The 26,667-nt window shown below is 46.6% G+C and carries 26 protein-coding genes and 5 tRNA genes; 4 read left to right on the forward strand and 27 right to left on the reverse strand.

All coding sequences use genetic code 11. The features are described 5' to 3' along the window. Positions 1–47 precede the first annotated feature (47 nt). The 19 genes from rpoB to rpmE all read right to left on the reverse strand — a co-directional run bounded on the left by rpoB (position 48) and on the right by rpmE (position 14,633). Positions 48–4,151 (reverse strand): DNA-directed RNA polymerase subunit beta, encoded by a 4,104-nt coding sequence (gene rpoB / locus QZY95_RS10720; RefSeq protein WP_290923284.1) that lies wholly within the window; start codon positions 4,149–4,151, stop codon positions 48–50. Positions 4,152–4,627: 476 nt separating this feature from the next. Beyond that, on the reverse strand, positions 4,628–5,005 hold the full coding sequence (gene rplL, locus QZY95_RS10725) for a 50S ribosomal protein L7/L12 (protein ID WP_290923286.1): 378 nt from the start codon (positions 5,003–5,005) through the stop codon (positions 4,628–4,630). A 55-nt stretch (positions 5,006–5,060) separates the two neighbouring features. Next, a complete protein-coding gene (gene rplJ / locus QZY95_RS10730) occupies positions 5,061–5,582 on the reverse strand; it encodes a 50S ribosomal protein L10 (RefSeq protein WP_290923289.1) in 522 nt (173 codons plus the stop codon). Between the two features lie 168 nt (positions 5,583–5,750). Further along, positions 5,751–6,458: a 50S ribosomal protein L1 gene (gene rplA, locus QZY95_RS10735; RefSeq protein WP_290923290.1), complete on the reverse strand. Its 708-nt coding sequence runs from the start codon at positions 6,456–6,458 to the stop codon at positions 5,751–5,753. Between the two features lie 107 nt (positions 6,459–6,565). Next, the gene (gene rplK / locus QZY95_RS10740; protein ID WP_290923292.1) at positions 6,566–6,988 is read right to left on the reverse strand and encodes a 50S ribosomal protein L11; all 423 of its coding nucleotides are present in this window, start codon (positions 6,986–6,988) and stop codon (positions 6,566–6,568) included. Positions 6,989–7,048: 60 nt separating this feature from the next. Beyond that, positions 7,049–7,603 carry a transcription termination/antitermination protein NusG gene (nusG, locus tag QZY95_RS10745; RefSeq protein WP_020000631.1) on the reverse strand — a complete coding sequence of 185 codons (555 nt, stop codon included), beginning with the start codon at positions 7,601–7,603 and terminating at the stop codon, positions 7,049–7,051. Positions 7,604–7,615: 12 nt separating this feature from the next. After that, positions 7,616–7,852 (reverse strand): preprotein translocase subunit SecE, encoded by a 237-nt coding sequence (secE, locus tag QZY95_RS10750; protein ID WP_290923298.1) that lies wholly within the window; start codon positions 7,850–7,852, stop codon positions 7,616–7,618. Positions 7,853–7,883: 31 nt separating this feature from the next. Next, positions 7,884–7,960 (reverse strand) — tRNA-Trp (locus QZY95_RS10755). Between the two features lie 15 nt (positions 7,961–7,975). Continuing rightward, positions 7,976–8,125: a 50S ribosomal protein L33 gene (rpmG, locus tag QZY95_RS10760; RefSeq protein ID WP_074216730.1), complete on the reverse strand. Its 150-nt coding sequence runs from the start codon at positions 8,123–8,125 to the stop codon at positions 7,976–7,978. A 3-nt stretch (positions 8,126–8,128) separates the two neighbouring features. After that, entirely contained in the window at positions 8,129–9,322 is a 1,194-nt protein-coding gene (gene tuf, locus QZY95_RS10765; RefSeq protein ID WP_290923304.1) for an elongation factor Tu, read from the reverse strand. A 51-nt stretch (positions 9,323–9,373) separates the two neighbouring features. Further along, positions 9,374–9,449 (reverse strand) — tRNA-Thr (locus tag QZY95_RS10770). A gap of 40 nt (positions 9,450–9,489) precedes the next feature. Beyond that, positions 9,490–9,565: transfer RNA gene (locus tag QZY95_RS10775), tRNA-Gly, on the reverse strand. A gap of 55 nt (positions 9,566–9,620) precedes the next feature. Continuing rightward, positions 9,621–9,706 (reverse strand) — tRNA-Tyr (locus QZY95_RS10780). Positions 9,707–9,711: 5 nt separating this feature from the next. Next, a tRNA-Thr gene (locus QZY95_RS10785) sits at positions 9,712–9,787 on the reverse strand. A gap of 493 nt (positions 9,788–10,280) precedes the next feature. After that, positions 10,281–11,195, reverse strand: coding sequence for a UDP-3-O-acyl-N-acetylglucosamine deacetylase (gene lpxC / locus QZY95_RS10790; protein ID WP_290923306.1), 915 nt, complete (start codon positions 11,193–11,195; stop codon positions 10,281–10,283). 144 nt (positions 11,196–11,339) lie between these two features. Continuing rightward, complete coding sequence (gene prmC, locus QZY95_RS10795; protein WP_290923309.1) at positions 11,340–12,218, reverse strand: peptide chain release factor N(5)-glutamine methyltransferase; 879 nt, start codon at positions 12,216–12,218, stop codon at positions 11,340–11,342. Positions 12,219–12,232: 14 nt separating this feature from the next. Next, entirely contained in the window at positions 12,233–13,303 is a 1,071-nt protein-coding gene (gene prfA, locus QZY95_RS10800) for a peptide chain release factor 1 (protein ID WP_290923313.1), read from the reverse strand. Beyond that, the gene (locus QZY95_RS10805; RefSeq protein WP_290923316.1) at positions 13,303–14,313 is read right to left on the reverse strand and encodes a DUF1385 domain-containing protein; all 1,011 of its coding nucleotides are present in this window, start codon (positions 14,311–14,313) and stop codon (positions 13,303–13,305) included. Before QZY95_RS10805 ends, prfA begins: the two co-directional genes overlap by 1 nt. Before the next feature lie 110 nt (positions 14,314–14,423). Further along, positions 14,424–14,633: a 50S ribosomal protein L31 gene (gene rpmE / locus QZY95_RS10810; RefSeq protein ID WP_290923318.1), complete on the reverse strand. Its 210-nt coding sequence runs from the start codon at positions 14,631–14,633 to the stop codon at positions 14,424–14,426. Between the two features lie 339 nt (positions 14,634–14,972). On the opposite strand from rpmE, the gene QZY95_RS10815 reads away from it, so the two are divergent. Both QZY95_RS10815 and QZY95_RS10820 read left to right on the forward strand, forming a co-directional pair. Further along, the gene (locus QZY95_RS10815) at positions 14,973–15,716 is read left to right on the forward strand and encodes a TlyA family RNA methyltransferase (protein ID WP_290923320.1); all 744 of its coding nucleotides are present in this window, start codon (positions 14,973–14,975) and stop codon (positions 15,714–15,716) included. 276 nt (positions 15,717–15,992) lie between these two features. Further along, positions 15,993–18,305 (forward strand): methyl-accepting chemotaxis protein, encoded by a 2,313-nt coding sequence (locus tag QZY95_RS10820; RefSeq protein WP_290923322.1) that lies wholly within the window; start codon positions 15,993–15,995, stop codon positions 18,303–18,305. A 124-nt stretch (positions 18,306–18,429) separates the two neighbouring features. Here QZY95_RS10820 and QZY95_RS10825 read toward each other — a convergent pair whose 3' ends face one another. From QZY95_RS10825 to QZY95_RS10840, 4 genes are all read right to left on the reverse strand, one after another. Further along, a complete protein-coding gene (locus tag QZY95_RS10825) occupies positions 18,430–18,990 on the reverse strand; it encodes a manganese efflux pump MntP family protein (protein ID WP_290923324.1) in 561 nt (186 codons plus the stop codon). After that, a complete protein-coding gene (locus tag QZY95_RS10830) occupies positions 18,990–19,403 on the reverse strand; it encodes a MarR family transcriptional regulator (protein ID WP_290923325.1) in 414 nt (137 codons plus the stop codon). The genes QZY95_RS10825 and QZY95_RS10830 overlap by 1 nt, the downstream gene beginning before the upstream one ends. Positions 19,404–19,415: 12 nt before the next feature. Then, on the reverse strand, positions 19,416–20,372 hold the full coding sequence (locus tag QZY95_RS10835) for a sulfite exporter TauE/SafE family protein (RefSeq protein ID WP_290923327.1): 957 nt from the start codon (positions 20,370–20,372) through the stop codon (positions 19,416–19,418). 157 nt (positions 20,373–20,529) lie between these two features. Next, positions 20,530–21,255: an energy-coupling factor transporter transmembrane component T gene (locus tag QZY95_RS10840; RefSeq protein ID WP_290923329.1), complete on the reverse strand. Its 726-nt coding sequence runs from the start codon at positions 21,253–21,255 to the stop codon at positions 20,530–20,532. A 127-nt stretch (positions 21,256–21,382) separates the two neighbouring features. Between QZY95_RS10840 and umuD the strand changes: the two genes are divergently transcribed. Both umuD and QZY95_RS10850 read left to right on the forward strand, forming a co-directional pair. Next, positions 21,383–21,823, forward strand: coding sequence for a translesion error-prone DNA polymerase V autoproteolytic subunit (gene umuD / locus QZY95_RS10845; protein WP_290923331.1), 441 nt, complete (start codon positions 21,383–21,385; stop codon positions 21,821–21,823). Continuing rightward, positions 21,820–23,118: a Y-family DNA polymerase gene (locus tag QZY95_RS10850; protein WP_290923333.1), complete on the forward strand. Its 1,299-nt coding sequence runs from the start codon at positions 21,820–21,822 to the stop codon at positions 23,116–23,118. Before umuD ends, QZY95_RS10850 begins: the two co-directional genes overlap by 4 nt. 77 nt (positions 23,119–23,195) lie before the next feature. Here QZY95_RS10850 and cobI read toward each other — a convergent pair whose 3' ends face one another. From cobI to QZY95_RS10870, 4 genes are read right to left on the reverse strand one after another with little or no spacing between them, the layout of a single operon-like run. Further along, positions 23,196–23,909 carry a precorrin-2 C(20)-methyltransferase gene (gene cobI, locus QZY95_RS10855; protein WP_290923335.1) on the reverse strand — a complete coding sequence of 238 codons (714 nt, stop codon included), beginning with the start codon at positions 23,907–23,909 and terminating at the stop codon, positions 23,196–23,198. Continuing rightward, positions 23,909–24,850 (reverse strand): ABC transporter substrate-binding protein, encoded by a 942-nt coding sequence (locus QZY95_RS10860; RefSeq protein WP_290923337.1) that lies wholly within the window; start codon positions 24,848–24,850, stop codon positions 23,909–23,911. Before QZY95_RS10860 ends, cobI begins: the two co-directional genes overlap by 1 nt. After that, positions 24,783–25,598: an ABC transporter ATP-binding protein gene (locus tag QZY95_RS10865; protein WP_290923339.1), complete on the reverse strand. Its 816-nt coding sequence runs from the start codon at positions 25,596–25,598 to the stop codon at positions 24,783–24,785. Before QZY95_RS10865 ends, QZY95_RS10860 begins: the two co-directional genes overlap by 68 nt. After that, positions 25,598–26,665, reverse strand: a complete 1,068-nt coding sequence (locus QZY95_RS10870; protein ID WP_290923341.1) for an iron ABC transporter permease — start codon at positions 26,663–26,665, stop codon at positions 25,598–25,600. Before QZY95_RS10870 ends, QZY95_RS10865 begins: the two co-directional genes overlap by 1 nt. Positions 26,666–26,667 lie beyond the last annotated feature (2 nt).

Here is a 26,667-nt window from a genome sequence, read left to right on the forward strand (position 1 = left end):
ATCCTAAAATCGGGTTTGCCTTGGCCTGCAAGGCAAACCCGTTCTATTTAGTCAGCAAGGAAGGTGCGTGGACCTTTTTGTTCCTCTTCCTGATGCAGGGTGACATCCAAACCGAGGGACATCAGTTCCTTAATAAGTACGTTGAAGGATTCAGGCATACCCGCTTCAAGGAAGTTGTCGCCTTTTACGATCTTCTCGTACATTTTTACACGACCGGTCACGTCATCAGACTTAACGGTCAGGAACTCCTGCAACATGTAAGCTGCACCGTGTGCTTCCAGTGCCCAAACTTCCATCTCACCAAGACGCTGGCCACCAAACTGAGCTTTACCGCCCAGTGGCTGCTGCGTAACGAGTGAGTAAGGACCAGTTGAACGGGCGTGGATTTTTTCATCAACCAAGTGGTGCAGTTTCAGGATGTACATAACACCTGTTGTTACGCGGTTCTGGAACTGGTCACCTGTACGGCCGTCGAACAGTACGTTCTTACCGTCATCAGGCATGCCTGCATCGGCAATCCATGACCAGATTTCTTCTTCGCGTGCACCATCAAATACCGGAGTCTTAGTAACGATACCGGTGCTGAGTCGACGAACGGCTTTGGTGAATTCTTCATCATCCATTTCGTCAACCATACGGTTGATGGTCTCACACTTGTAGACTTCTTTTACACGGGAACGAACATCTTTGAGGTGTTCACCGGTTTCGAGAAGTGCTGCAAGCTGTTCACCAAGCTTAAGTGCGCCCCAACCAAGGTGAGTTTCCATGATCTGACCGATGTTCATACGAGACGGTACGCCCAGTGGGTTCAGTACGATGTCTACGGTAGAACCGTCGGCGAAGAAAGGCATGTCTTCGATTGGCAGAATCTGGGAAACAACACCTTTGTTACCGTGACGGCCAGCCATTTTGTCACCTACGCTAAGCTTACGCTTAACGGCGATGTAGCATTTAACCATCTTGAGAACGCCTGGAGGCAGATCGTCGCCTTCAGATACTTTTTCGCGCTTGGTATCGTAGATGTTCTTAATAAACTCAACCTGTTTGTCATACTCTTCAATGAGATGCTCAATGGCGTCGTTTACATCTTTAGATTTAAACAGACCTGAAAGTTTCTTAACTGGTACTTCGTTAAGAATTTCAGCTGTTACTACGTGGCCTGCTTCTGCAAGAACTTCGCCTTTGCGTTTACCTGGAATGTTGTACGCAAGCTGCTTGCCTTCTGCTTCTTCCACAACTTTAGTCATGGTAGACATGGTGAGGGCTGAAATGTGGCTCTGTTCTTTACGATCAAGCTTAGCAAGTTCGTAGTCTTCAATATTTTTAGTGCGTTCGTCTTTTTCGCCGGAACGACGGTTGAACACTTTAACGTCAATTACAGTACCTTCGATTCCAGGAGGAACTTTCAGGGAGGTGTTCTTAACGTCGCGTGCCTTATCACCGAAGATCGCACGAAGGAGTTTCTCTTCAGGAGAGAGCTGAGTCTCGCCTTTCGGAGTAATTTTACCTACGAGGATATCGTCCGGGCATACGTTTGCACCGATGCGAATAATGCCGCTGCCATCAAGGTTGCGGAGCATTTCTTCACTTACGTTTGGAATATCGCGGGTAATTTCTTCAGGTCCAAGCTTGGTGTCACGAGCAACAACTTCAAACTCTTCGATGTGTACGGAGGTAAAGACATCTTCTTTTACCATACGTTCGGAGATGAGGATGGAGTCCTCAAAGTTGTAACCACACCAAGGCATAAACGCTACTACGAGGTTTTTACCCAGTGCCAGTTCACCGTCTTCAATACCAGGGCCGTCAGCGAGAATTGTACCGCGAACGACTGGCTGATTTGGATGACAGGTAGGCTTCTGACCAAAACATGAGCTCTGGTTAGATTTGTGGTGCTTCTGCAAGTCGTAGCTGCGCACGCCACCGGACTCTGGGTAGAGGCCGTTAGTGTAAGCAACAACAATGCGGTCTGCATCTGCAAAGCGAACAATACCTTCGCCTTCAGCAATGATACATGCACCTGAGTCCTGAGCAACTGGGCCTTCCATGCCGGTACCAACAATTGGTTTGTGACAGCGAAGCAGTGGTACTGCCTGACGCTGCATGTTGGAACCCATAAGCGCGCGGTTCGCGTCATCGTGCTCGAGGAACGGAATCAGCGCTGCGGAGATGGAAACCATCTGGCTTGGAGAAATGTCCATCAGGGTTACGTCTTCACGTGGAGACATGAGAACGTCGCCGAGGTAACGAGTTGTAATGAAATCTTTTACAAAGTTACCGTCTGCATCGAGTTCTGCGTTTGCCTGCGCAACAACCTGACCCTGTTCTGTGGTCGCATCCATGTAAATGATTTCGTCAGTAACGCGGGAATCTTTTACCACGCGGTACGGGGTTTCGATGAAACCGAAGTCGTTTACCTTGGAGTAGGTTGTAAGAGACACAATCAGACCAATGTTCGGACCCTCTGGAGTTTCAATAGGGCAGATACGGCCGTAGTGAGATGTGTGTACGTCTCGAACTTCAAAGCCAGCACGTTCACGGGTAAGACCGCCAGGACCAAGAGCAGACAGACGACGTTTGTGAGTAACCTCAGAAAGTGCGTTTGTCTGGTCCATGAACTGTGAAAGCTGGGAAGTACCGAAGAACTCTTTAAGAACAGCAGCAACCGGTTTAGGGTTGATGAGGTCGTGCGGCATAAGGGTCGCAACTTCCTGCAAGCTCATACGTTCTTTAATAGCACGTTCCATACGTACGAGACCGATGCGGTATTGGTTTTCTACCAGTTCACCTACCGGACGTACGCGACGGTTACCGAGATGGTCGATATCGTCTGCAGGACCGTGAGAGTCTTTCAATTTACACAGGATCTTAATAGCTGTGAAAATGTCGTTGTCTGACAGCGTGCGCATGTCGTTCTCGCGATCGAGATCGAGGCGCTGGTTCATTTTGTAACGACCTACTGGGGATAAGTCGTAGTAGTCTCCGCTGCGGAAAAGGTTTTCGAAGAATGTACTTGCGATTTCCGGGGTTGGAGGGGAACTTGGACGCAGACGACGGTAGATTTCAACACGTGCGGACTCAGAATCTTCTGTTTTATCAAGAAGAAGAGTGTCGCGCATGGAAGAAGATACATCAGCACCGCGAGTGTGAAGAACAGGCAGACGAGTTACGCCGGCTTCACGGATGCGTTCAACGATATCTTCAGTAAGTTCATCTGCTGCATCAGCAAGAACTTCACCTGTGTTTTCATCAACAAGATCTTCGGCAAGGAACAGACCGTTGAGGGTGTCCGGAGCAACTTCAATTGCTTCGACACCAGCTTCGAGAAGCAGACGCCATGTACGTTTTGTAATTGGCTTGCCCTGCTTTGCGAATACTTTTTCTCCATCGCCAAGATCAACGTACGCAATTTCTTTGCGGTACATGTCTTTTTGCACTTCCCACAGAACCTTGCCGTCTTCGAAACGGAAGTATTCTTTCTCGTAGAAGCAATCGAGGATCTCGGAACGAGACATACCCATTGCTTTAAAGAGAATAGTGGCAGGCATTTTGCGACGACGGTCAATACGTACGTACAAAATATCTTTATGATCGAAGTCGAAATCGAGCCAGGAGCCTCGCATCGGAATGATACGGCAGCTGTAAAGCACTTTACGGCTGGAGTGCGTTTTACCTGAATCATGTTCGAAGATGATACCAGGAGAACGCTGCAACTGGTTAACGATTACACGCTCGGTACCGTTAACAATAAAAGTACCTTTCTCGGTCATCAAAGGCAGGGTACCAAAATAGATGTCCTGCTCTTTAATATCACGGATGGTGCGGTTTTCGGTCTCTTCATCTACATCATACACAACAAGACGCACGGTAATGCGAATTGGTGCTTCGTAGGTAAGACCTTTAGCAATGCATTCAGCCTGGTCGTATTTAGGTTCGCTGATGTCATAGCGAACGTACTCAAGGCTTGCTGTGCGGTTAAAGTCTTCAATAGGGAAGACAGAACGGAATACACCTTCAAGACCTTCGTCAGGCAGTCGGTCAGTACGCCCTTCCTGCAAAAACTTCTTGTAGGAATCTACCTGCAAGTTAAGAAGATGCGGGATAGGAAGCGTTACTTCGATTTTACCAAATTTTTTATAAAGTTGGCCCATATTTACACCTCAAAAGAGACGGTTTGCCAAAGATGATGCCACTGCGGCTAAGAAGCATCGGAAAATGGCGCGTTTGCTTAACCAAAGTCGGCGGATTATCTCCGAAACGGATACATAAGCATGCGAAAAAGGGTGCCCGGTGGACTTAGCAGTCCGGGAAGACTGGGCAAAGGGTAGGTGCTGCTTGAAGCATGCAAATTCAGCAGCAGAAAGCAGAACATGTCCGCTCGGTCATGTTCTGTATTAAATGAAAAAATTCGGGATGGTAAACGTTCGGAAATGGTCAGCAACGTGTCGCCCAATTGTTAATTAGCGTTACGTAACAAAGACAAGTCGACCAAATGCGTAATCTAGTTCACTACTAGAATATATGCAAGCTTTTTTTTGATCTACCCCTGTACATCAGAGCTAATAAAACGCGGACAGGAATAAATTCCCACCCGCGCCTGAATTCGCTTCAGCAGTAAAAAGTAGAATTACTTAACTTCTACTTCTGCGCCTGCTTCTTCGAGAGCTTTCTTAGCAGCTTCAGCATCTTCTTTAGATACAGCTTCTTTGAGAGCTTTAGGAGCGCCGTCTACAGCTTCTTTAGCTTCTTTGAGGCCAAGACCTGTGAGAGCACGAACTGCTTTAATAACAGCAATTTTGTTGCCGCCAGCAGCTTTGAGGATAACATCAAACTCAGTTTTTTCTTCAGCTGCTGCGCCACCTTCTGCAGGTGCTGCTGCTACTGCTGCTACTGGAGCTGCAGCGGAAACGCCGAAAGTTTCTTCGAGTTCTTTGATGAATTCGGAAAGTTCGAGTACGGTCATGCTAGAGATAAATTCTACAACCTGTTCTTTGGTCACGGACATGGTAGTCTCCTTAAAATAAATTTTGGCTTAATATTTTAGTTAATACACGTTCTGCTTATGCAGCTTCTTTCTGGTCTCTGATAGCGTTCAGAGCGTAGAGGAAGTTGCGCAGAATGTTGGCGAAAAGGCCAACGAAGTTTGTTGGAACGGCGTTCATTGTGCCAAGCGCCATGCCAAGCAACTGCTGCTTGCCAGGGAGCTTTGCGAGTTCACCAAGCTGAGCTTCGGTGAGAAGCTTGCCTTCAAGAGAAGCATGCTTAACAACGAGGTGTTTGCTCTTTTTAGCGAAGTCAACGACAGCCTTAGCAACTGCAACGGGATCTTCGAAACCAAGGGCGATCGCGGTGTTCTCTTTGAATGTATCAGCGAGAATTTCATGATCACCACCGGTGACTGCGATGCGAGCCAGAGTGTTCTTCACAACATGGTATTCACCATCTGCTTTACGAAGGTCACTTCTAAGCACAGTCATCTCTTCCACCGGCAAGCCCTTGAAGTCAGTCACAACCGCAATAGAAGCACCTTCAGCTTTTTCTTTCAGGCGCTCAATAATGGCGGCTTTTTCAGACCTGTTCACGTTCAGTCTCCTTAGACTAAGGGGGATTTGCCAATGGAAAACTAAGCCAAATTGTCTCGGTAGGACTTATAATGCCTACTGTCTTGGACTCAGAATTCCAGTCCTCTGCCAAAAAGCAGGAGCGAAACGAGGTGTAACGCTCCTACCTAAATATGATTTCTCGAAAGACTAGCCTTCGAGGAACTTGCGAATAAGTGTAGTGTCTACTTTGTAGCCAGGACCCATAGTGCTGGAGAGGGACATAGCCTTCATGTAAGCACCTTTAGCGGATGATGGCTTAAGACGGTTCACGTTATCCAGAACGGTTTTAAGGTTGTCCATGAGCTTTTCAGCACCGAAGGAAACTTTACCGATTGGAGCGTGAAGAACACCAGCTTTGTCTACTTTAAATTCAACGCGGCCAGCTTTCATTTCTTTAACAGCATTTGCAACGTCGAAAGTTACAGTGCCGGTTTTTGCGTTAGGCATAAGACCACGAGGGCCGAGTACGCGACCGATCTGACCTACGAGTGCCATAACGTCTGGAGTTGCAACAGCTTTGTCAAAGTCGAGCTTGCCTTCTTTAACTTCTGCTACGAGATCTTCTGCACCAACGATTTCAGCACCAGCTTCACGAGCTTCAGCCTGTTTTTCGCCTTTACAGAATACTGCTACGCGCACATCTTTACCAAGACCGTGTGGAAGGGAGCATGCGCCACGAACCATCTGGTCAGAGTATTTAGGGTCAACGCCGAGGTTGATAGCAACGTCAACAGTTTCATCAAATTTTGCAAAAGCAGAATCAACTACTTTAGCCATCGCTTCTTCAACTGCAAAACGTGCGTTGATCTCAAGACCTTCTGCAGCCTTGCGGTATTTTTTCCCATGCTTAGGCATAGTAATATCCTTTTTATTCTCTGTGTTAATCTCCTGCCGTTCGATCTAAGATAAAAATAGCCGTGGTTAGTTCACGGCGAACGGCAGTCCAACTGATTTACAGAATGCTATTTAACTTCAATGCCCATGGAACGAGCAGTGCCAGCGATGATCTTCTTAGCTGCGTCCATGTCTGCAGCATTGAGGTCAGGCATTTTAAGTGTAGCAATTTCTTCGATCTGTGCATCGGTAACGGAACCAACTTTGTTACGGTTAGGCTCACCGGAACCTTTAGCAACTTTCGCAGCTTTAATGAGCAGCACAGATGCAGGTGGAGTTTTGGTGATGAAAGTGAATGAACGATCCTGGAATACTGTAATGATTACAGGAATGATCATGCCTTTCTGATCCATGGTCTTAGCGTTGAACGCCTTACAGAATTCCATGATGTTCAGGCCGTGCTGACCAAGAGCAGGACCTACTGGAGGAGATGGGTTCGCAGAACCAGCAGGAATCTGAAGCTTAATTTTTGCAATTTCTTTTTTAGCCATACCACTATACCTCTATAGCAAACGCCACTTACGTGGCGATAGGTGCTTTATTGTGCTTGTTTATCCCTTATCTACCTGAACAAAGTCCAGCTCGACAGGTGTTTGTCTGCCGAAAATAGATACGGATACTCTGAGCTTACCCTTGTCGTAGTTTACATCTTCCACGACGCCGTTGAAACCGCCGAACGGTCCATCAATAACGCGTACTTCGTCACCACGCTCAAAGTTGAACTTAGGACGAGGCTGTTCCTGACGAGCTTCCATCATAGAGAGGATACGTGCTGCTTCTGAATCCCGCATCGGGGTAGGGCGGTTTTTGCCGCCGATAAAGCCGGTTACCCGCTGAATGTTGGAAATAAGATGCCAAGAGAGGTCTGTCATGATCATTTTGACCATAACATAACCCGGGTAAAACTTACGTGTAGAGGTGCGTTTTTCACCTTTTACCAGTTCTACCACTTTCTCAGTAGGTACAACAACTTCCTCAATTTCGCCTTGCGCTTCACCGGTGCGGATCATCTGTGAGATGGTCTGCTCTACACGCTGCTCAAAACCTGAGTAGGTGTGGATAATGTACCAGCGAGCTTTTCTTACGGGTGCTTGTTCCTCGGTCATAGGAATATCCGTTTAGGAAAGAATGTATTCTACGAGCTTTGTAAGACCTAAGTCTACAAAGCCAAGAAATAGAGACATAACAACAACAAGAGCCAGCACTGCGATGCTGGTTGTCACTGTCTCTTTTCGGGAGGGCCAGACTACTTTTTTAATTTCGACCTGGGACTCTTCGAAGAACTCTTTAAGCTGAGTTACTTTATTTGCTTCAGAAGCTTTCACTTCAGCCTTTTTTGAGTGCTTTTTTGCCATTGTCGCCTCGCCGTGTAAGAAGGAAGAAAAATGGCAGGGGTGGAGGGATTCGAACCCGCAACATCCGGTTTTGGAGACCGGCGCTCTAGCCGTTGGAGCTACACCCCTGCGTTTTTATAACACTTACTTAGTTTCGCGATGAAGAGTGTGTTTCTTGTCCCAAGGACAATACTTCTTCAACTCAACGCGAGCAGTAGTGTTTTTCTTGTTCTTTACGGTCGCGTAATTGCGTCGTTTGCACTCAGTGCAAGCGAGCTGGATGTTAACGCGCATGAATTACTCCACGATTTCAGAAACAACACCTGCACCTACGGTACGGCCACCTTCGCGGATAGCGAAGCGGAGACCATTTTCCATAGCGATTGGGTTGATCAGTTCTACGTTGAATACAGCGTTATCGCCTGGCATTACCATTTCAACGCCTTCGTCAAGTGCGATTACGCCAGTGATGTCAGTTGTACGGAAGTAGAACTGAGGGCGGTAACCGGAGAAGAATGGAGTGTGACGTCCACCTTCGTCTTTGGAAAGTACGTATACTTCAGCTTTAAACTTGGTGTGAGGAGTGATGGAACCTGGTTTACAAAGAACCTGGCCACGCTCAACCTCGTCACGTTTAACACCGCGAAGGAGGAGGCCAACGTTATCGCCAGCTTCACCGCGATCGAGAAGTTTACGGAACATTTCAACGCCGGTACAAGTAGTTTTCTGAGTTTCTTTGATACCAACGATTTCTACTTCTTCACCAACAGTGATTACGCCACGCTCAACACGGCCAGTTACTACTGTACCACGACCAGAGATGGAGAACACGTCTTCAACTGGGAGAAGGAAAGGTTTGTCGATATCGCGCTCTGGCTCAGGAATGTAAGAGTCACAAGCATCGAGGAGTTCGAGGATTGGAGCAGCAGCAGCGTCTTCAGCAGAATCAGCTTCGAGAGCTTTAAGTGCAGAACCACGGATAACAGGAATGTCATCACCTGGGAAATCGTAAGAAGAAAGAAGTTCACGAACTTCCATTTCAACGAGTTCGAGGAGTTCTTCGTCGTCAACCATGTCGCATTTGTTCATGAATACAACGAGGGAAGGTACACCAACCTGACGAGCGAGCAGGATGTGCTCACGAGTCTGAGGCATAGGACCGTCAGTCGCTGCAACAACGAGGATACCACCGTCCATCTGTGCTGCACCGGTGATCATGTTTTTGATGTAGTCTGCGTGACCTGGGCAGTCAACGTGAGCGTAGTGACGTGCGTCAGTTTCGTACTCAACGTGTGCAGTCGCGATAGTAATACCGCGCTCTTTTTCTTCAGGAGCTTTATCGATTTCATCGAATGCTACTGCGGTACCGCCCTGTTTGAGAGCTGCAACTTTAGTGATAGCTGCGGTAAGAGTGGTTTTACCGTGGTCAATGTGACCAACGGTGCCGATGTTTACATGCGGCTTACTGCGTTCAAATTTTTCTTTACCCATGAGTAAATCTCCCTGGCAATGAATTTTTCTCGGTTATCCGAAAATAATTAATGGAGCTCTCAAGCAGAATTGAACTGCTGACCTCATCCTTACCAAGGATGCGCTCTACCTACTGAGCTATGAGAGCTTCTCTTATTCAAAAAGCTATAGGGAGAACTCAGGCTAGTTGGAGCGGGAAACGAGACTCGAACTCGCAACCCTCAGCTTGGAAGGCTGATGCTCTACCAATTGAGCTATTCCCGCTTATAAGCGCCGTAGTTCTCCGACTTGAGTCTCCTACAGCCTGCTACTTAGCAACTGGTGGTGGGGGGAGGATTTGAACCTCCGAAGGCATACGCCGACAGATTTACAGTCTGTTCCCTTTGGCCACTCGGGAACCCCACCTGTTCTGGAGCTGGCGATGGGACTTGAACCCGCAACCTGCTGATTACAAATCAGCTGCTCTACCAATTGAGCTACGCCAGCAACGAGAAGAGTGTTTATATAGCCCCCAAAGTTTTGGCAAGCAAAAAAACACTTTTTTCCATGTTTTTTTTGCCCTTTTTTAAAAGAGCAGTAAAAACAGATAGTTGAAAAAGAGCTTAGACTGAGGTTATTCTCTTGATTTTAGTTGGTTAGGCAGTGTTTGCCTAGACAACAAGTGTACACACTCTTTCTTTTTGCGGCATTTGTCCACTATAATTTAGATAAACAGCAGGCTAACGCTGCAAAACTTACCATCACCTTTTGATGCGCACACACTATAGTAAAATATCACTTGCGCGTGTTTTATATATTACCGCTCTTAAACATGAATATAATGTCTTGAATTTTGACGCTCAGCAGGGAGATTTTCTGTGTTTGCGGGTGATGGGGGTGCCGATCTTTTGTTACGAGGGTATCTATATATATAGAAGGGAATAAAAAAGACCGCCCAACAGGGCGGTCTGAAATAACGAAAGAAGAGGGAGGAAGAGAATTAAGCAACAGCCGGTGCTGCAGATGCTGCAACTTCCGGTGCTTGAGCGGCTGCTGGAATTTCAGCAGTAACGCTTTCGAGGTAGATGTCAGAATTTTCGTCAATGGCACGCAGGAACTGGTTGTTCAGTGCGTGACCGGAGCAGTATACTTCAAAGTGGCCTTCGAGAGGAGCGCCGAGCATTGTCATGTCGCCGATAAAGTCGAGGATTTTATGGCGCACGAACTCGTCTGGGAAGCGCAGTCCGTCTTCGTTGAGAACATTGTAGTCATCAAGCACGATCGCGTTCTCAAGAGAGCCGCCAAGTGCAAGCTTTTTGGAGCGCAGGTATTCTACTTCACGGAAGAAGCCGAAAGTACGCGCTTTAGCGATGTCGTTTGCAAATGTTTCAGGAGTGATCTCGAGAGACATTGTTTGAACACCGATAAGTGGGTGGTCGAAATCGATGGTGTATTCGATGGAGAGACCGTTGTGCGGCTTTGCAGTGATGCGTTTGCCGTCACGTTCGAAGTTGATTTCTTTCTTGATGCGTTTGACTGTGCGCGGGCGAGCCTGTTCGCGTAGTCCGGCATCTTTAAGCAGGAAGATGAAAGATGCAGCAGAGCCGTCCATAATTGGAACTTCGCCGCCTTGGATTTCAATGCGAATATTGTCGATCTGCATGCCGTGCACAGCTGCGAGAAGGTGTTCAACTGTGGCAGCTGAGTTGTTACCTACGCCAAGAACTGTGGCAAGCTGGGTTGCAGTTACAATTTGTGGAGTTGGTGCGATGACCTTAACGCCGTCTTCGCCATGTATATGAAAGATGATGCCAGTGTCTTCGGCAGCAGGGTGAAGTGTAAGTTTTACAATTTTACCGCTGTGTACGCCTACACCTGAGCATCCGATGGATTTACTGATTGTTTTCTGTAGCATTAATATTCCCTCCAGCCACTATTAAGCAAAGAGTGTGCCAGAGGTTTTGTTTTTAGCATTGTATTGAATTTTCAGTATTTTTTATACAAAGGCGAGTGAGGCTAACTGTGTGTTTTTAGCACAATGTGACTTTTTAGCACCATTCTATGCTTTATAACCACATACAAAACGGTCATGACCTGAGAGATCTTTAATGATTGCCGTGTCGCGCCACATAGAAGCGTTTTTGCTGAATTCATTCATAAAATCAGGTCCTTGCCAGAATCCCATTTCCATGATGAAAAATCCTGATGGCTTAAGCCAGAGCGCTGCAAGCTCAATCAAACGTATACCGTGCTCAAGTCCGCTTGAATCAGGGACGAGCGCAGATTTAGGTTCAAATTGCTGAACTTCAGGGTCAAGTGTTATATATTCTGATTGGCTGACATATGGCGGGTTTGTGGCAATTAGGTCAAATGTGTTGTTTTTGAACAACGGTGTGGTGAAATCGGCACGGATGCATTGAACACGTTGAGCCACATCATTTGTTTCTAAATTACGTTTTGCAGTTGCCAGTGCTCCGGCGGAAAGGTCAACCGCAACGCCATGGGCGTGTGGAAGTTCTGCAGCAATCGTTGTGGCAATACAGCCGCTGCCGGTTCCGAGATCTGCGAATAAGAAACGATCCTTATCTCCAAAGCGTTCAACAACAGCTTCGATGAGGTGTTCAGTCTCCGGTCTCGGGATCAGCGTATGGGGATTAACCTGAAACGGGCGGCCAAAAAATTCACGTTCACCCATGATGTAGGCAGCAGGTTCACCTGTACCTCTCCGAAGAATAAGTGGAAGCATGGCTGTGTATGCTTCTTCTGATACTTCGTTGTTTGAATTAACGAGAATGTCGAGACGTGTAATGCCGAGGATTTTGCGAAGCACCATTTCAGCAGAAAGTCTTGGAGAATCAACAGCCTTCCCGGAAAGGTATTCCGAGAAGGCTGTGAGTGTAGTCTGAATGGTGAGCTTTGCGGGTTTGTTAACCGCCATAATGCCCTCTTTGTTTATGCGTCAGCCTGAGCTTTAAGCTTTTCAGTCTGGTCAGCAGTAATAAGAGCGTCGATAAGCTCGTTGATGTCGCCGTCCATGATGGCGTCGAGTTTGTAGAGAGTCAGGTTAATGCGGTGGTCGGTACAACGACCCTGTCCGAAGTTGTATGTACGGATACGGCCAGAACGGTCACCGGAGCCAACCTGTGATTTACGCTGCTCTGCAAGTTCATCATGCTGTTGCTGCTGTACTTGCTGTAACAGACGTGATGAGAGAATTTTAAGAGCTTTCGCTTTGTTTTTGTGCTGAGACTTTTCATCCTGACAGGAAACAACGAGGCCGGTCGGGATGTGAGTTACACGGATTGCGGAGTCTGTGGTGTTAACAGACTGTCCGCCAGGGCCGGATGCACGGAAAACATCAAAGCGAAGGTCTTCGTTACGGATGTTGAGATCAACTTCCTCGGCTTCAGGCATAATTGCCACTGTAGCAGCTGAAGTGTGAACACGACCCTGAGTTTCAGTTGCCGGAACACGCTGTACACGGTGGATACCGGACTCAAACTTCAGGCGGCTGTAAACTTTGTCGCCTTTAACGAGAGCGATAACTTCTTTAAGTCCGCCAGTTCCGGTTTCACTTGAACTGAGGAGCTCAATTTTCCAGCCGATACGTTCAGCGTAGCGGGTGTACATGCGGAAAAGGTCGCCAGCAAAAAGTGCTGCTTCATCGCCGCCTGTACCGGCACGGATTTCAAGAATGGTGTTCTTTTCATCCATTGGATCTTTAGGAAGAAGGAGGATGGTGAGCTCGCCTTCCATTTCTGGAATCTGACGCTCAAGTTCTTTCACTTCTTCTTTTGCCATTTCAGCAAGTTCCGGATCGCTGTCATTCATGAGCTCACGGTTTTCTTCGAGAGACTCCTGCATGGTGCGGTATTTACGGAATGCATCAACAACTTCTTTCAGATCTGAATGAGCCTTGGTCAACTTGCGGTAGCGTTCCTGATCGCCAAAGACTTCAGGAGAGCTGAGCTGTTGTTCAAGGTCTTCGAATTTGCGCTCAAGATGTTCTAACTTGGCTAACATTATTCTTTCTCCGCTACTGTATACTCAGTGGTATAAATATCGTCGGGAGCCTCGTCGCCGAGTGCTTCCTTAAGTGCAACAATGGCAACCTCAAGCTGCTTGGAATCAGGTTCATGGGTGGTGAGCATTTGCAGCATCATACCCGGTGCGCTGAGAAGTTTGCCTAAAAAGGTATCATTAATCTTGGCGCTGTACTTAATAAGTTCATATGCAAAAGCACTGATAGGTGCCATAAGCAGCAGCTTGAAGAAAATGATGAAACTGTGTTTTACGACTGCGGATTCAGGTGTCCAGATCATAAGCATTGCCGGAACGAGAATCGTATGCAGGATAATGGCTACAGAAAGCACAAACAGCATGAAGGTAGTACCGCAACGAGGGTGGAGTCTGCTGTATAAAATGGCAGAACCCGGGCTGACAGCTTTGCCTTCTTCATATGCCCAGATGGTTTTGTGCTCTGCTCCATGGTATTGGAAAACACGCTTGATATCAGGAATAAATGAGATACTGATTATGTACCCCAAGAAGATACTGAATTTAAAGAAGCCGTCCCAAATCTGGAAAGAAAGCCCGTTTACGTCACCGCCAAGTCCTAAGTAGTTCATCCCGATGGAGAACAGGTGTGGAAGCACAACAAAAAGCAGAAGTGCAATACCCACAGAGCAGATAAGGGTGAGCGTAAGATGCCACGGTTTAAGTTCTTCTTCCTCTTCTCCATCTACAGCTTGTGTTGCGGAGAAGTTGAGAGCTTTAATGCCGTTGACGAGCGTTTCTATAAGGATAGGAAAGCCGCGTACGAAAGGACGCTTGAAGAATTCAGCCTTGGAAAAGGTGAACCAGGGGCGTTGATCCACAACGATTGAACCGTCAGTTTTGCGTACGGCAATAGCCAGACGGTCTTTGTTGCGCATCATAACGCCTTCCATAACTGCCTGACCACCGACGTTGCATCGGGCTGCAGAAAGTATGGTTGATAATAACTTGTGGAAATTTTTGCGGAGAGTAGTCATCTGTTCCTCGCAGTCGAGCTAAAGAATACTCCTCCCCAAAAAGGAAATCTTTAAGGGGAGGAAGATTCGCCGCCGGTCTGGCGACGGCCTCAAAAAATGCGAGAAAAGTGCTATTTCTGGAATTTGGCGTATTTCTTGCGGAAACGATCGATACGACCTGCGGTATCAACAAAGCGCTGTTTACCAGTGTAGAATGGGTGGCACTGAGAGCAAATCTCAACTGCTACTGCTTCACCTTTGGTAGAACGTGCTTCGGATTCGTAACCACATGCACAAGAAATTTTTGCCTTAAACACTTTAGGATGGGTATCTTTTTTCATATTTAACTCCTACGAAGATGCAGAACGGATTTTCTTACGTCAGTTGCGTTTGGAAGGCAAGAAAAATATATTGAGTCTCCACAAACGATGATGTAGTTGACAGTTCGCTTAAGTTTATAAGCGCTGGCATCATAAAATGCATTTAACTAGTCTGCATGCCTCAGGGTGAATGAAGTATTTTCGTACATGCCGAGGTGCAAAGAAATTTTTACCGAGTCGTGTGCCTATGGTTTTATACATAGCCGACTCGTCGCAGTCTAAGATGTCCTGCGCCATCTTGTAATTATAACCGGCAAGGAGTGCGTATGCTTCCCTTGCTTCAATGTCAAGGCAAATAACATGGCAAAAAAAGAACGAGCCGATCAACTTGTTTTTGATGCGGGTCTGGCAGATAGCCGCGAGAAGGCGAAACGCCTGATTATGGCGGGTCAAGTGTACGTTATACGAAACGGAAATCCTGAGCCGGTTATAAAGCCGGGACAGAAGATGGATTTAGAATCACTTTTCGAAGTTAAAGGTGTTGAACGATTTGTTAGCCGTGGGGCGTACAAGTTGCTCACCGCGATCGAACATTTCGGGATAGATCCTTCCGGAAAGGTTGCTTTGGATGCCGGTGCTTCCACGGGCGGTTTTTCGGATTGTCTCCTCCAGCATGGCACGAAGAAAGTTTATGCTGTTGATGTCGGCTACGGCCAGCTGCATGAAAAGCTTCGTCAGGATGATCGTGTCATTAACCTTGAGCGAACTAACCTTCGAAATATTGATGAAACTGTGATTCCAGAACCACTTGATCTTGTTGTGGGCGACGTTTCATTTATTTCTCTTAAACTGATCCTTCCTCCGTGCGTTGCGTTGCTGCGTGATGGCGGTGAGTTGGCAATGCTTATTAAGCCTCAGTTTGAGCTTGGTCCGGGCATGACTGAAAAGGGCGTTGTGCGTGATCCTGCTCTTCATCAGCAGGCGATTGATGACGTTACAGGCTTTGCAATAAATGAACTTAAATTGACTCTGCTTGGCGTTGTTCCTTCAAGCATTAAAGGGCCAAAGGGTAATCAGGAATTTATCGCTTACTTTAAGAAGTAGGAGTTAAAATCTTCTAACATACAGTATGTATTCACTTTTATTGCGTAAAGTTTTACTCCCCTTGTCCGATAAGAACTCGATACGCTTCTCTAGCTGAATAACTAAATATGAGAGTGCTGCTTCATAATGCTGACTTCCCGCATGGTGCGGAATAGCAAAATAAGGCAGCAATTGCTGCAACTTCTCATATTGATTGAATGTTCCGGATTCTAAGTATTCAGAGAGAGTCGACTATGTTGGGGTTTCAAGTCTTATTGGCTAAAATAGGGGTTTGATGTGCGCATAAAAAGTATTGCTACTGAACTTGTTGCTACAGTTTTACTCATCGTTTCTGTCTCGATTCTGTGCATTGTTCTGTATGTTTCCTCTTCAACTAAAGAGATAGTTGAAGAGATTCAGCTGGAGGCAATGGATAGAGAAACGGTGCTGGCAGATACCTCTTTAATGCAGTTTACTGCTAACATTCATTCACTTGTTACATACCTTTCCGGTCATGAAGATGTTATTAACAGCGCATGGGTTGAAGGAGAGGAAGGGCGCAAGCTTTTAGAAAATATTCTCAAGTTGAATAAGGATGTTGAGGCTGTCTTTGTTTTTAACCAGAAGGGTGAAATTACCTCCGGGGTCACCCGCAGTGGTCCTTCTTTAAATGGAGATGCTGAACGTGCAGCGTTATGGAAAGCAAAGCTGTTAGATGGCAGTGCTGAACAGTACGTAACGCAAAAGGTTATGTCTGATGACGTTATTGGGGAACGTCTTATTGGTATGGGCGCCCGCCTGTATGATTTTGTTGACGATTCTCTTATTGGTGGAGTCGTTGTTTTTGCAGACATAGGCAACTTTAGTGAGCGGTATATTGATTCAGTTTCTTTCGGGAAATCCGGCTATGCATATTTAATTGATGCCACGGGTACTATCGTTGCTCATCCGAACCCTAAAGTTATTTTTAAACGTTCTTCTGTTTTTGATCGAATTGTAGCCACAGAAGCTGGCGGAAAGAATTTCTTCACGTACTTGTATAAAGGGGTGGAAAAATCGCAACGGTTTGTCAAAAACAAGGAGACCGGCTGGTATATTAGTACCACTGTTCCTCGTGAAGAGCTTGTTACTACTGCGAATATGCAACGTAACATCATTATAGGTATCGGTGCGGCGACCCTTTTGGCGGCTGCGCTTATTTTACTGATTAATATCCGAAAGTTCTTTGCAATTCCGTTAGGTTCTCTGGGTGTTTATTCTCAGAAAATTGCTTCCGGTGATTTTGAGGCTCAACTGGAAGGTTCATTCCGCCATGAGTTGAATTTGCTGGCTGAGCATCTTCAAAAGATGTCTGTTGATTTAAAGGAACAGCTTGGCATGTCGCAAGGTGTTCTTCAGGGCATCAACTTCCCATGTGGAGTTGTTGATACTGAAAACCGCTTCACGTTCATGAATAAAGAGCTTCTTGAGCTGTTCGGTAGAAACGGTGAACCGGAGGACTATCTTGGTAAAACTTCCGGTGATGTATTCTTTGGTGATGATAATGTAGATACGCGGCTACTTCAGGCTGTCCGAGAAGGAAGAGAGACCCGTGAGGAGGGTTCCCTTTCAAGGCTTGATGGTAGTAAGCTTGTTACTTATTACACTGTTACACCGATTTATGATATGTCCGGTAAGTCATTGGGTGCTTTTGGATTATATTACGATCTGACTGAAATTCGTAATGCTGAAGCGCGTATTTCTGAGCAGCATACAGCGACACTTGAAGTTGCGGATAGAGTTGACGCAGTGGCAGTGTCGCTGGAAGCAGCAGCGGGTAATTTGCTTTCCCGTATCTCTGAAACAACGAGCGGTGCTCATGTTCAGCAGGAGCGTGCCTCAGAGACGGCTGTTGCTGTTGAAGAAATGAATGCTACTGTTTTAGAAGTTGCTAAGAATGCAAGCAACGCAGCATCCAGTACTGGGCTTTGCAACGAACGTGTGGATGAAGGCTCCGCAGTTGTTACTGAAACTATTCATGCTATTGGCAAAGTGAACAGTGAAGCTGAGGAATTGAATGCACAGATGGCCGGTCTTGGGAAACATGCTGATGACATCGGAAACGTTATCAGTGTAATTTCGGATATTGCAGATCAGACTAACCTGCTTGCTCTTAACGCAGCTATTGAAGCGGCGCGTGCCGGCGAGGCTGGTAAGGGGTTTGCTGTTGTTGCGGATGAGGTTCGCAAACTTGCCGAAAAAACAACGACGGCGACCCGTGAAGTCGGCGAGGCTGTCAGCAGTATTCAAAGTTCTACCCTTAGCGTTGCTGAAGGTGTGGAAAAAGCTGTAGCGGCTGTAAGTGAAGGCACTGCCAAGGCTGAAGCATCCGGTGAGCTGCTTGTATCTATTAAACATATGATGGATGAAGCGTTAAGCGAAATAACCGCGATTGCGACAGCTACTGAGGAGCAGTCTGCAACTTCGGAACAGATTAGCAAAGCCTCTTCAGAAATCAGCACAATCACTGATGAGGGTGTTCATACTCTCGGGGCAGCGAATGCAGCTGTTGAAGATTTGCAGGAAATGGTTCTGGAGCTTCGTTCGCTTACAGAAGAAATGAAGCAATAGCGGTATAGCGCTGTGGTCTTCTTGCTTACTATAAAGATAAAAAAAGCCGGCCTTTTTATAAAGGTCGGCTTTTTTGTACTTATCGTTCTAGTCTGTACTGCAATAGTACCGGCTGGGAAGTGTCTTAAAATACGACTCTTAGTCCGAGGAGTATAAGGACAACTCCTCCACAAATCTCAGCATATTTACCGAGAGTTGAAGTAGCGCCGATAAGTTTTCCAATCTGTAATCCTGCGAGTGTGAACAATGCTGCAGTTCCGCCGATAACGAAGGCTGGGAACCATACAACATGGTTTAAAACGGAAAGTGATAAGCCGACTGCCAGCGCATCAAGCGATGTTGCTATTGCAAGCATGATGAGTGAAGCGCCTTTTGTCGGATCATAGCGCTCTGCTACTTTTTGGTGTGCAGGGTGCTTTACTGCTCCGATAATCATTTTGACACCGACCCATGTAAGAAGCCCGAAAGCGACCCAATGAGTATATGTTGCCAGATAAGATTTAAGTGAATCACCGGCAAGCCAGCCGATGATAAGCATGGCGGCCTGAAAGAACCCGAATTGCCCAGCCAGAGTTAGAGTCTGACCTATTCCTGCGTCTTTTAGACGAACACCCGCGGCAATCGCAACAGCGAAAGCATCAACAGATAGTGCAACAGCAATGGCAACGAGTTCAGCCCAGTGCATTAAAACGCCTTGTTCATTTTCTCCAGACAGCGGTGCAGGCACTGACGTTCTTCCTGAGAAAGATCAGATACCATGGTTTCAGTTAATTGCATGTGCAGCTTATCATGCTCAAGAAACATTTGTCTGCCTGTATCAGTAAGCTCAATAATGATGGAGCGACGGTCGGTTTTGTGCGGACAACGGCGAACGTAGTCTTTCTTTTCCAGGCGGTCGATCAACACAGTGAGAGTGCCGGTTGTGGTGCCCATCCAGTTTGCGAGTTCTTTCATTCGCATGGATTCGTGAATGCCGAGAATCTCCAGTGCATGAATTTGCGGAAGGGTAAGCCCTTTTTCGCGTACAACATCATGCTCCCAAGAGGATAATTTTTCGTAGAACTCCACTATGGCGTGATTCAACTCATCAAGTTCCATCACTGATCTCCTTTAGATCATATTTGTGTCAGCTAAATATGAATATACAGCAAACACTATTGTCAGCACTCCCGCAGTTCGCATAACAAGCGGTTCAATCCACGGTTTATTGAGTGCATTCAGTGCGTTTGTTGCTTTATAAATTGCGAAAATGACAGCGGAAAGTGTTAATCCTGTGCCAAGAGCGTAACTTAAAAATACAAGTGTGCTTTTCAGGATGCTACCTGAATCCAAACCGTAGCTGTACATAATTGCTACTGTTGGACAAGGGACAATCATATTGAGGAAGCCAAAAACTGTCAGCCCCCAAAATGTAACTTTTGTAATTTTACTACTGGAAGAGCACCCGCAACCATGATGGTGGTTATGTGTATGCTCTTTTTTTGTTGTGCTTACCTTCTGTCCCAGCACAAAGGCACTTTGGTTTGTTGTGGCAGCGCTTACAGGTTGCCCCAGAGCGAAAGCAGGCGCGGCAGTCATTGCAGTGTTTCCTGCTATGATGGGCTGTAGCTCTTCATGGTGATGTGAGCTGCAACAGGCAGGATCACCGGGAGCGTGATTACCGCAGCATTTGCTGCCATGCGTGTGATGAGCGTGATCATCATGGTGATGACTGTGATCATGATCATGATCATGATCGTGGTCATGGCTGTGTAAGAGATGCGGCTTAATAATGAGGATTAGCCCTAAAACAATGAGGATTGCTACTGTAGCTAGATCGACAATAGTTTTAAATGATGCAGGAATTGCCAATGAAATAGAGCCGAGAGAAAAACCAATGGCAAGGCAGGCGAGTGTGGTGCCTAGAATAAAACCTGAAGTAATAGAAAAGACGTGTTTTCCACTTTTTGCGCCATACGTAAAAGGAGCAAGCACCAGCCATGAATGGCCGCATGGGTTGATGCCGTGGATGAAACCAAGAGCAAGCGCACTTTGTAGCGCCATAATAAATACAGAATCAAACAGCATAAAAAGTCCTTTAATTTTTTTTGGTAAAAAAGGACTACGCTCATAATATTTGAGTGTCAAATAAAAAATAGATCAAAATAGTTTTAACTCAAATAAAACGTGCTCCAAATAAGTAAGGACTTTGATAAAACAGGCAGTTGATAAAAAAAAGCTCAAATTACATTTGCATCAAAATAAAGGGCGCTGTTGCAGCAATAGTAAGGAAAAGAAAAATTATAACGTCATGCAGACGAAGCGGGAAAGAGACGTTCCATGCTTCAGGAGTGTCCAGCTTCCGTGCGGCAACAGCAATGGTTTGTGTCCAGGTTTTTTGGGCGCAAATTCGCAGCACCGCTTGAGGAATAAGGAGAAAGCGTTGCCACTTGGAGCGTGGAGGATTGCGTAGTTCCATCGCCTGCAATACTTGGGAGAAAGTTTTTTGGATGAGCGGGATAAAGTGGATCATAAGAGCAAGGCTGAGCGCCGGTTCCCAACTACGTTTTCCGAGAACTGGACGCAGAAACCATGAGAGTGCCAGACCTAGCTGTCGTGCTGAGCTGGTAGTCGCTAACAACATGCCGATACCAATGAGGATACTCAACCGCAAAGCAAGTATGCCGGCGGCTTGTAACGCTTCGGAATAATTGGGAGTGATGCCTTTAAGCAACGGTGTACAGTCCAGTGCAAACTTGATTCCCGCCCAGAGCAGAATGAAATAGCAGTAGGTCGCTATGGCGCGCCACCCCATGGTTACATGTGCTTTACTGGTAATGCCGAGTAAAAGAACGCAGAATGCATATGCAGAAAGAGCGTAGACAGGTACGTGCCATGTAAGCACCCCGACGGTGGCAGCTAGAATGATTTTTAAACGGGGATCGAAAGAAGCAATAGATAAATTTTTCATAAGTACGGTTGTGTAAAAGTGAATATGTACATATGCCCTCGTTGCACTCGCATGCACGGTAACACTTGCGTATTCTACGGTACATAGAGTCAGGCTGCAATTGCAGCGTGTGAAGAGAGGTACATATATGAGAAGAAAAACAGATTTTCCAGAAAATAGCGCTACACCTGAAGGATACGGGCAGATGCACACTTCTTGTGCTCATGCTGGATTCCCTTCCCCTGCGGACGACTATTTGGACGGTGCATTGGATTTAAACAAACTGCTTGTAAATAACGCTCCGGCAACATTTTTTTTACGGGTGAAAGGTGATTCAATGACGGGCGCGGGAATTCATTCAAACGATATTCTTGTTGTTGATCGTTCGGTATCCGCCAGTCATAATTCAATAGTTGTTGCTGTGCTTAATGGCGCTTTGACGGTTAAGCGGTTGTGGCAGCGAAATGGTAGAGTTGCCCTGATGCCGGATAATCCGCAGTACAAGCCCGTTGAAGTAACACACAATGAAGAATTTGAAGTGTGGGGTGTTGCAACGTCAGTTATTCATTCTCTCAGGAAACAAAAGTGAGTAAGGCCGTTTACGCACTGGTAGACTGCAATAATTTCTACTGTTCTTGCGAGCGGGTCTTTCGTCCTGACTTGAAAGGAAAGCCGATTGTTGTGCTTTCCAATAATGATGGCTGCATTATTTCGCGTTCGAACGAGGCGAAAGTTCTCGGAGTGAAAATGGCAGCGCCGTATTTTAAGCAAAAAAGTTTTCTTCTTCGCAATAATGTTACTGTATTTTCTTCAAACTATGCGCTCTACGGCGATCTTTCAAATAGAGTTATGAATACTCTCCGGACGTTTTGTCCCGATATGGAGGTGTATTCTATTGATGAAGCATTTTTAAGGCTGGACGGATTTTCCACATATAATCTTACAGAGTATGCAAGGCATATAAGACAGACGGTGTATCAGTGGACAGGAATTCCTGTTTCTATAGGTATTGCGCCTACCAAAACGTTGGCGAAGATTGCGAGTCATTTTTGTAAGACGATTTCTGACTCTTCAGGAGTATTTAGTATTTCCGATATATGGGAGAAGCCGGAGCAGGTTGATAGATTACTTGAAACAGTTCCGGTAACGGATATTTGGGGGATTGGAAGAAAGTCTGCTGAAAAATTGAACCGTTATGGAATTACCACCGCTCGGCAACTTCGGGACAGAGAGAATAAGTGGTTGCAAAAAATGCTGACAGTTACCGGATTGTACACGGGGCTGGAGCTTCGGGGGATATCGTCCATAGCTTTGGATGATGCTCCTGCATCGCGACGGAGTATCCGTTCATCACGGTCATTCGGAAAGCCTGTTACCGAGAAGAGCCATGCGCAGGAGGCGACTGTTGCTTATACTGTCCGTGCAGCGGAAAAGTTACGTCGTGATGGATTATTAGCAACAACAATTTCAGTATTCATCAAAACCAGTAAACATCGTCCCGGCGATCTGCATGCTGAGTATTGTTCTTACACATTAGATAAGCCGACGGATTACACACCGCTTCTGGTACATCATGCCTCTGAAATGTTGCGGAAAATGTTTCGGGAAGGACATCAATATCAGAAGGTAGGAGTATTGCTTTCCGGATTGGAATCACCGCATAATCAGCAGGGCTCGTTGTTGGAAGTTACTTCCCCGCAAGCTCAGAAGCAGAACGAATTTGAAGCAAAGTTGATGCACGTTACAGATGCCATTAACAAAAAATTTGGACGCGGGACGGTGCAGTTAGCTGCCGAGGGGCTTGGGCAGCCGTGGAAGATGAAGCAGGAGAACTTGTCCCCTAAGTATACTACAGATTGGAGTAAGCTTCAGGAAGTGGAGTAGGAAATATAGAGAAAAAGGCTGCCGTGAAGAAACACGGCAGCCTTTTTTAGGAAATACATACGGTGCGAAGAGTACTGTTACTTTTCGACCGGAATAAGCATGTGAGAAAAGTAGTGTGGTTTTTCTGGGGCATCATCAATATTACGAGCGATGATTTCTCCATCCATTCCAAGGCGTGATATGAAGATTGCAGCATCTTTTCTGTTTGTTTCCTGAAGAAGACTTTTGAGTTCTGCAAAGTTTTTATATGTCTTCAGGATAACAGCGTTGTCCACATGGCGGAGCAGTTCTTTTGTATCTTCAGTTGCACGTACGCCGGAAGCAAGCAGTAAGTTTTCCCCAGATTCGCAAAGAATGGTTCCGGTTCGGGCTGCTGATGCCTGATATGATGTGATCCCCGGAATAACAGAAATTTCAAACGAGGTATCAATGGCTTCAAGAGTTCGTTTGAGGTAGCCGAATGTTGAATAGATAAGAGGATCGCCAAGGGTAAGAAATGCGCAGTTTTTTCCCTGTTTCAGCAGGTCAGCAACAACTTTCGCATTGTGTTCCCACGCCTTGAGTAAAACCTTTTCATCACGAGTCATCGGGAAGCCTAGGTGTACTACTTCTACATCATTCTGCATATGCGGTTGCGCAATTGAGAGAGCCGTAGAGTAGTCGTTTTTTGTGGATGACGCAGCAAGAACAATATCAACATCAGCCAAAACTTTAGTGGCTTTTATGGTGAGCAGATCTGGATCACCGGGGCCGACCCCGATGCCGTAAAGTGTGCCAAAAGAAGCGGGCATTACATGTCTCCTGAACTATGGGAAGCCGGTTGCATTCGTGTCGGGTGCAGCAGCGTAGCCAGCTCTTCTACCGCGGTAACCGCACGTGGGCCGGGGCGGGAGTAGCTGGATTCATCAATAACGTAGACGCGGTTGTTTTTCACAGCAGAGATGGTGCGAAAATGGTTGCGGCTTTGTATTGGCTGAGGATTCGGATTCATGGCACCTTTTTGAATAAGGTACACTTCCGGATTACGCTTGATGACTTCCTCTTCGTTTATGCGAACCAATTTTACAGAGGCATCCATACTGTTGATGCCACCTGCATGGTTGATAATATCATTAACAATAGAGGCGGTTCCTGCACCGAGTAGGTTTGGATACCGTACCTCAAAGAAAACAGATGGCTTGTGTTCAACGACTAAAAGTTGCTGTTGAACATGATCAAGCCGTGCTTGCAGGGTGTTGCAGACACGTTCTGCCTGTTTTTCGGCATGGGTAAGCGTGCCGAGGCGCTTGATTACAGAAAAAAGTTCTTCAAAGGTTGTGATGGAGAAGAAAGCAACCGGTATATCAAGCTGTTCAAGCATGGTGACAGATTCCAGAGCCTTTTTCCTTCCTCCCATTTGAAGGACAATGTCCGGCTTTAGCCCCGCCACAAGTTCCGGATTGGGACGCATGTGAGTGCCGATAGACGGCTTGGCAAGAATAGAAGGCGGCAACGTATCTGCCTTAGTACGGGCAATGATGACATCTTCTTTTCCCAGCTCGGACAACATTTCGTTAAAAGCTCCATACAACGCGATGATTCGAGTTGCAGGGCGTTGCAACTCAATCGTCCTGCCAAGATCGTCTACGATTTTGACAGGTGCGGGGCGGGGTTCCGATGAGTTTTTATTCGCCAGTGCTGTGCCTGTTAAAAGCAGCAGCAGAACCGGGAGTAAAAAAAGCTTGAGGCGCATGGGTAACCGGATGCTTGAATGTATGGATTGGTGTGTCATAAATTGTTGTTAAGTTTTCGTCGGTAAAAACATCGTCGACAGTACCGTCAAGAATGACATGCCCCTGCTTGAGGAACACAAGGCGGGTGCAGTACAGAGCGGCAAGGTTGATGTCATGTATGGCTGCAACAACGGTAGTACCATTGTTATGGCGTTGTTTCAGCAGGTCAAAAATTTCAATTGTTCTGGCAATATCCAGACCGGATGTTGCTTCGTCCAGCAGTATAGTCTTTGCCTGTTGTGCAAGCGCACGGGCGATAAGTACTCGTTGAAATTCTCCGCCAGAAAGATCCCGCGCTGATCTGTACGCAAAATCATATGTAGCTGTTTCCTGCATACAGGAAAGGGCAATCTTCTTGTCATGATCACTGTAGCCACCAAGCGCAGAAATATATGGGTAACGTCCCATAAGTACCAACGAAAGAGCTTCAATATCAGGTGTTTCTCCTGTATATTGGGGAACAGAAGCTACCTGTGCCGCCCTTTTTTTGGGCGGAATTTGCAGCAAGTTTGTACCGTTCAGAGATACTGAACCTTCAAGTGGTTTACGCACACCGGACAGTGACATAAGAAGCGTTGTTTTTCCGCTTCCGTTTGGCCCGAGCAGCCCTACCATTTCACCCTTGGAAATCGACAAAGAGACATTGTGCAGGACTGGTGTTTTTCCGTATCCGGCAGAAAGATTTTCTATGGCAATGCGTGCAGACATTATCTGCTGCTCCGTTTCATTGTTCGATGGAGAAGCAGGCAGAAGAAAGGTCCCCCGAGAAGTGCGGTAACAACTCCTACGGGAAGCTCTGCACCTTCCGGTAAAATTGTGCGCGCAAGTACATCAGACCAGAGAAGGAGCAAGCCTCCGATAAAAGCAGAACTGACAAGCAGAGGACGGTGTTCTCCGCCTTGAACAAGTCGGACAAGGTGCGGCACGACAAGACCTACAAAGCCGATAACGCCGGACACTGCGACTGATGCGCCGGTAATCATACTGGCTCCCACAAGTAACCAGAGTCGGACACGGCTTGCGTTCATGCCCAATTGTTGTGCCTGTGTTTCTCCAAGAGACAGGATGTCCAATTCTCTCGAGAATCGCCAGATGATAGCCATTCCGATTGCGTACCAAGGAAGGATAAGTTGAACGTGCTGCCAAGTTCGACCTTGCAGGCTTCCCATGATCCAGAAAACAATTGATGCGACAGAATCTTCATCAAGAGATTTTACCAGAGAAATAAGAGCTGCGAGGAAGGTAGCCACAACAACACCGGCAAGTACCAGTGCGTCACGTTTTAACTGTCCGCCCATACTACCCAGAGTTATGACTGCTCCAAGGGCGAGCAGCGCTCCGGTTAGAGCTGCAAAAGGTACAATGCCTAGTCCGGCAAGGTAGGGCACTGTACCGGAAAATCCAAAAAATATTGCGACAGAAGCTCCGAAGGCAGCTCCACTGGAAACACCTATGGTGAACGGATCAGCCAAGGGGTTTCGCAAGATTCCTTGAAAAACGGTTCCGGCAACTGCTAGTCCGCTGCCGATAAGCAAGGACAGAATAATCCGGCTGAATCGAATTTCCCACACAACAATAGAGTTAGTCGTTTCAACGCCCTGAATTCCGGTAAAAATATGGTGAACCAGTGTATCGAGTGTTTGTTGTAGCGAAATATCGAGCGGCCCGTATGCTGAAGCCAGAACAGCAGACACCACACAGGCAACAGCTGTGATGCCTGCAAAGAAGACGCTGCGTTTGAAGCGGCGCTGAGCGATGTCTGCTGTTCCAGTCATAA

The organism is Halodesulfovibrio sp. (assembly GCF_015482765.1).
Taxonomy (GTDB): domain Bacteria; phylum Desulfobacterota; class Desulfovibrionia; order Desulfovibrionales; family Desulfovibrionaceae; genus Halodesulfovibrio.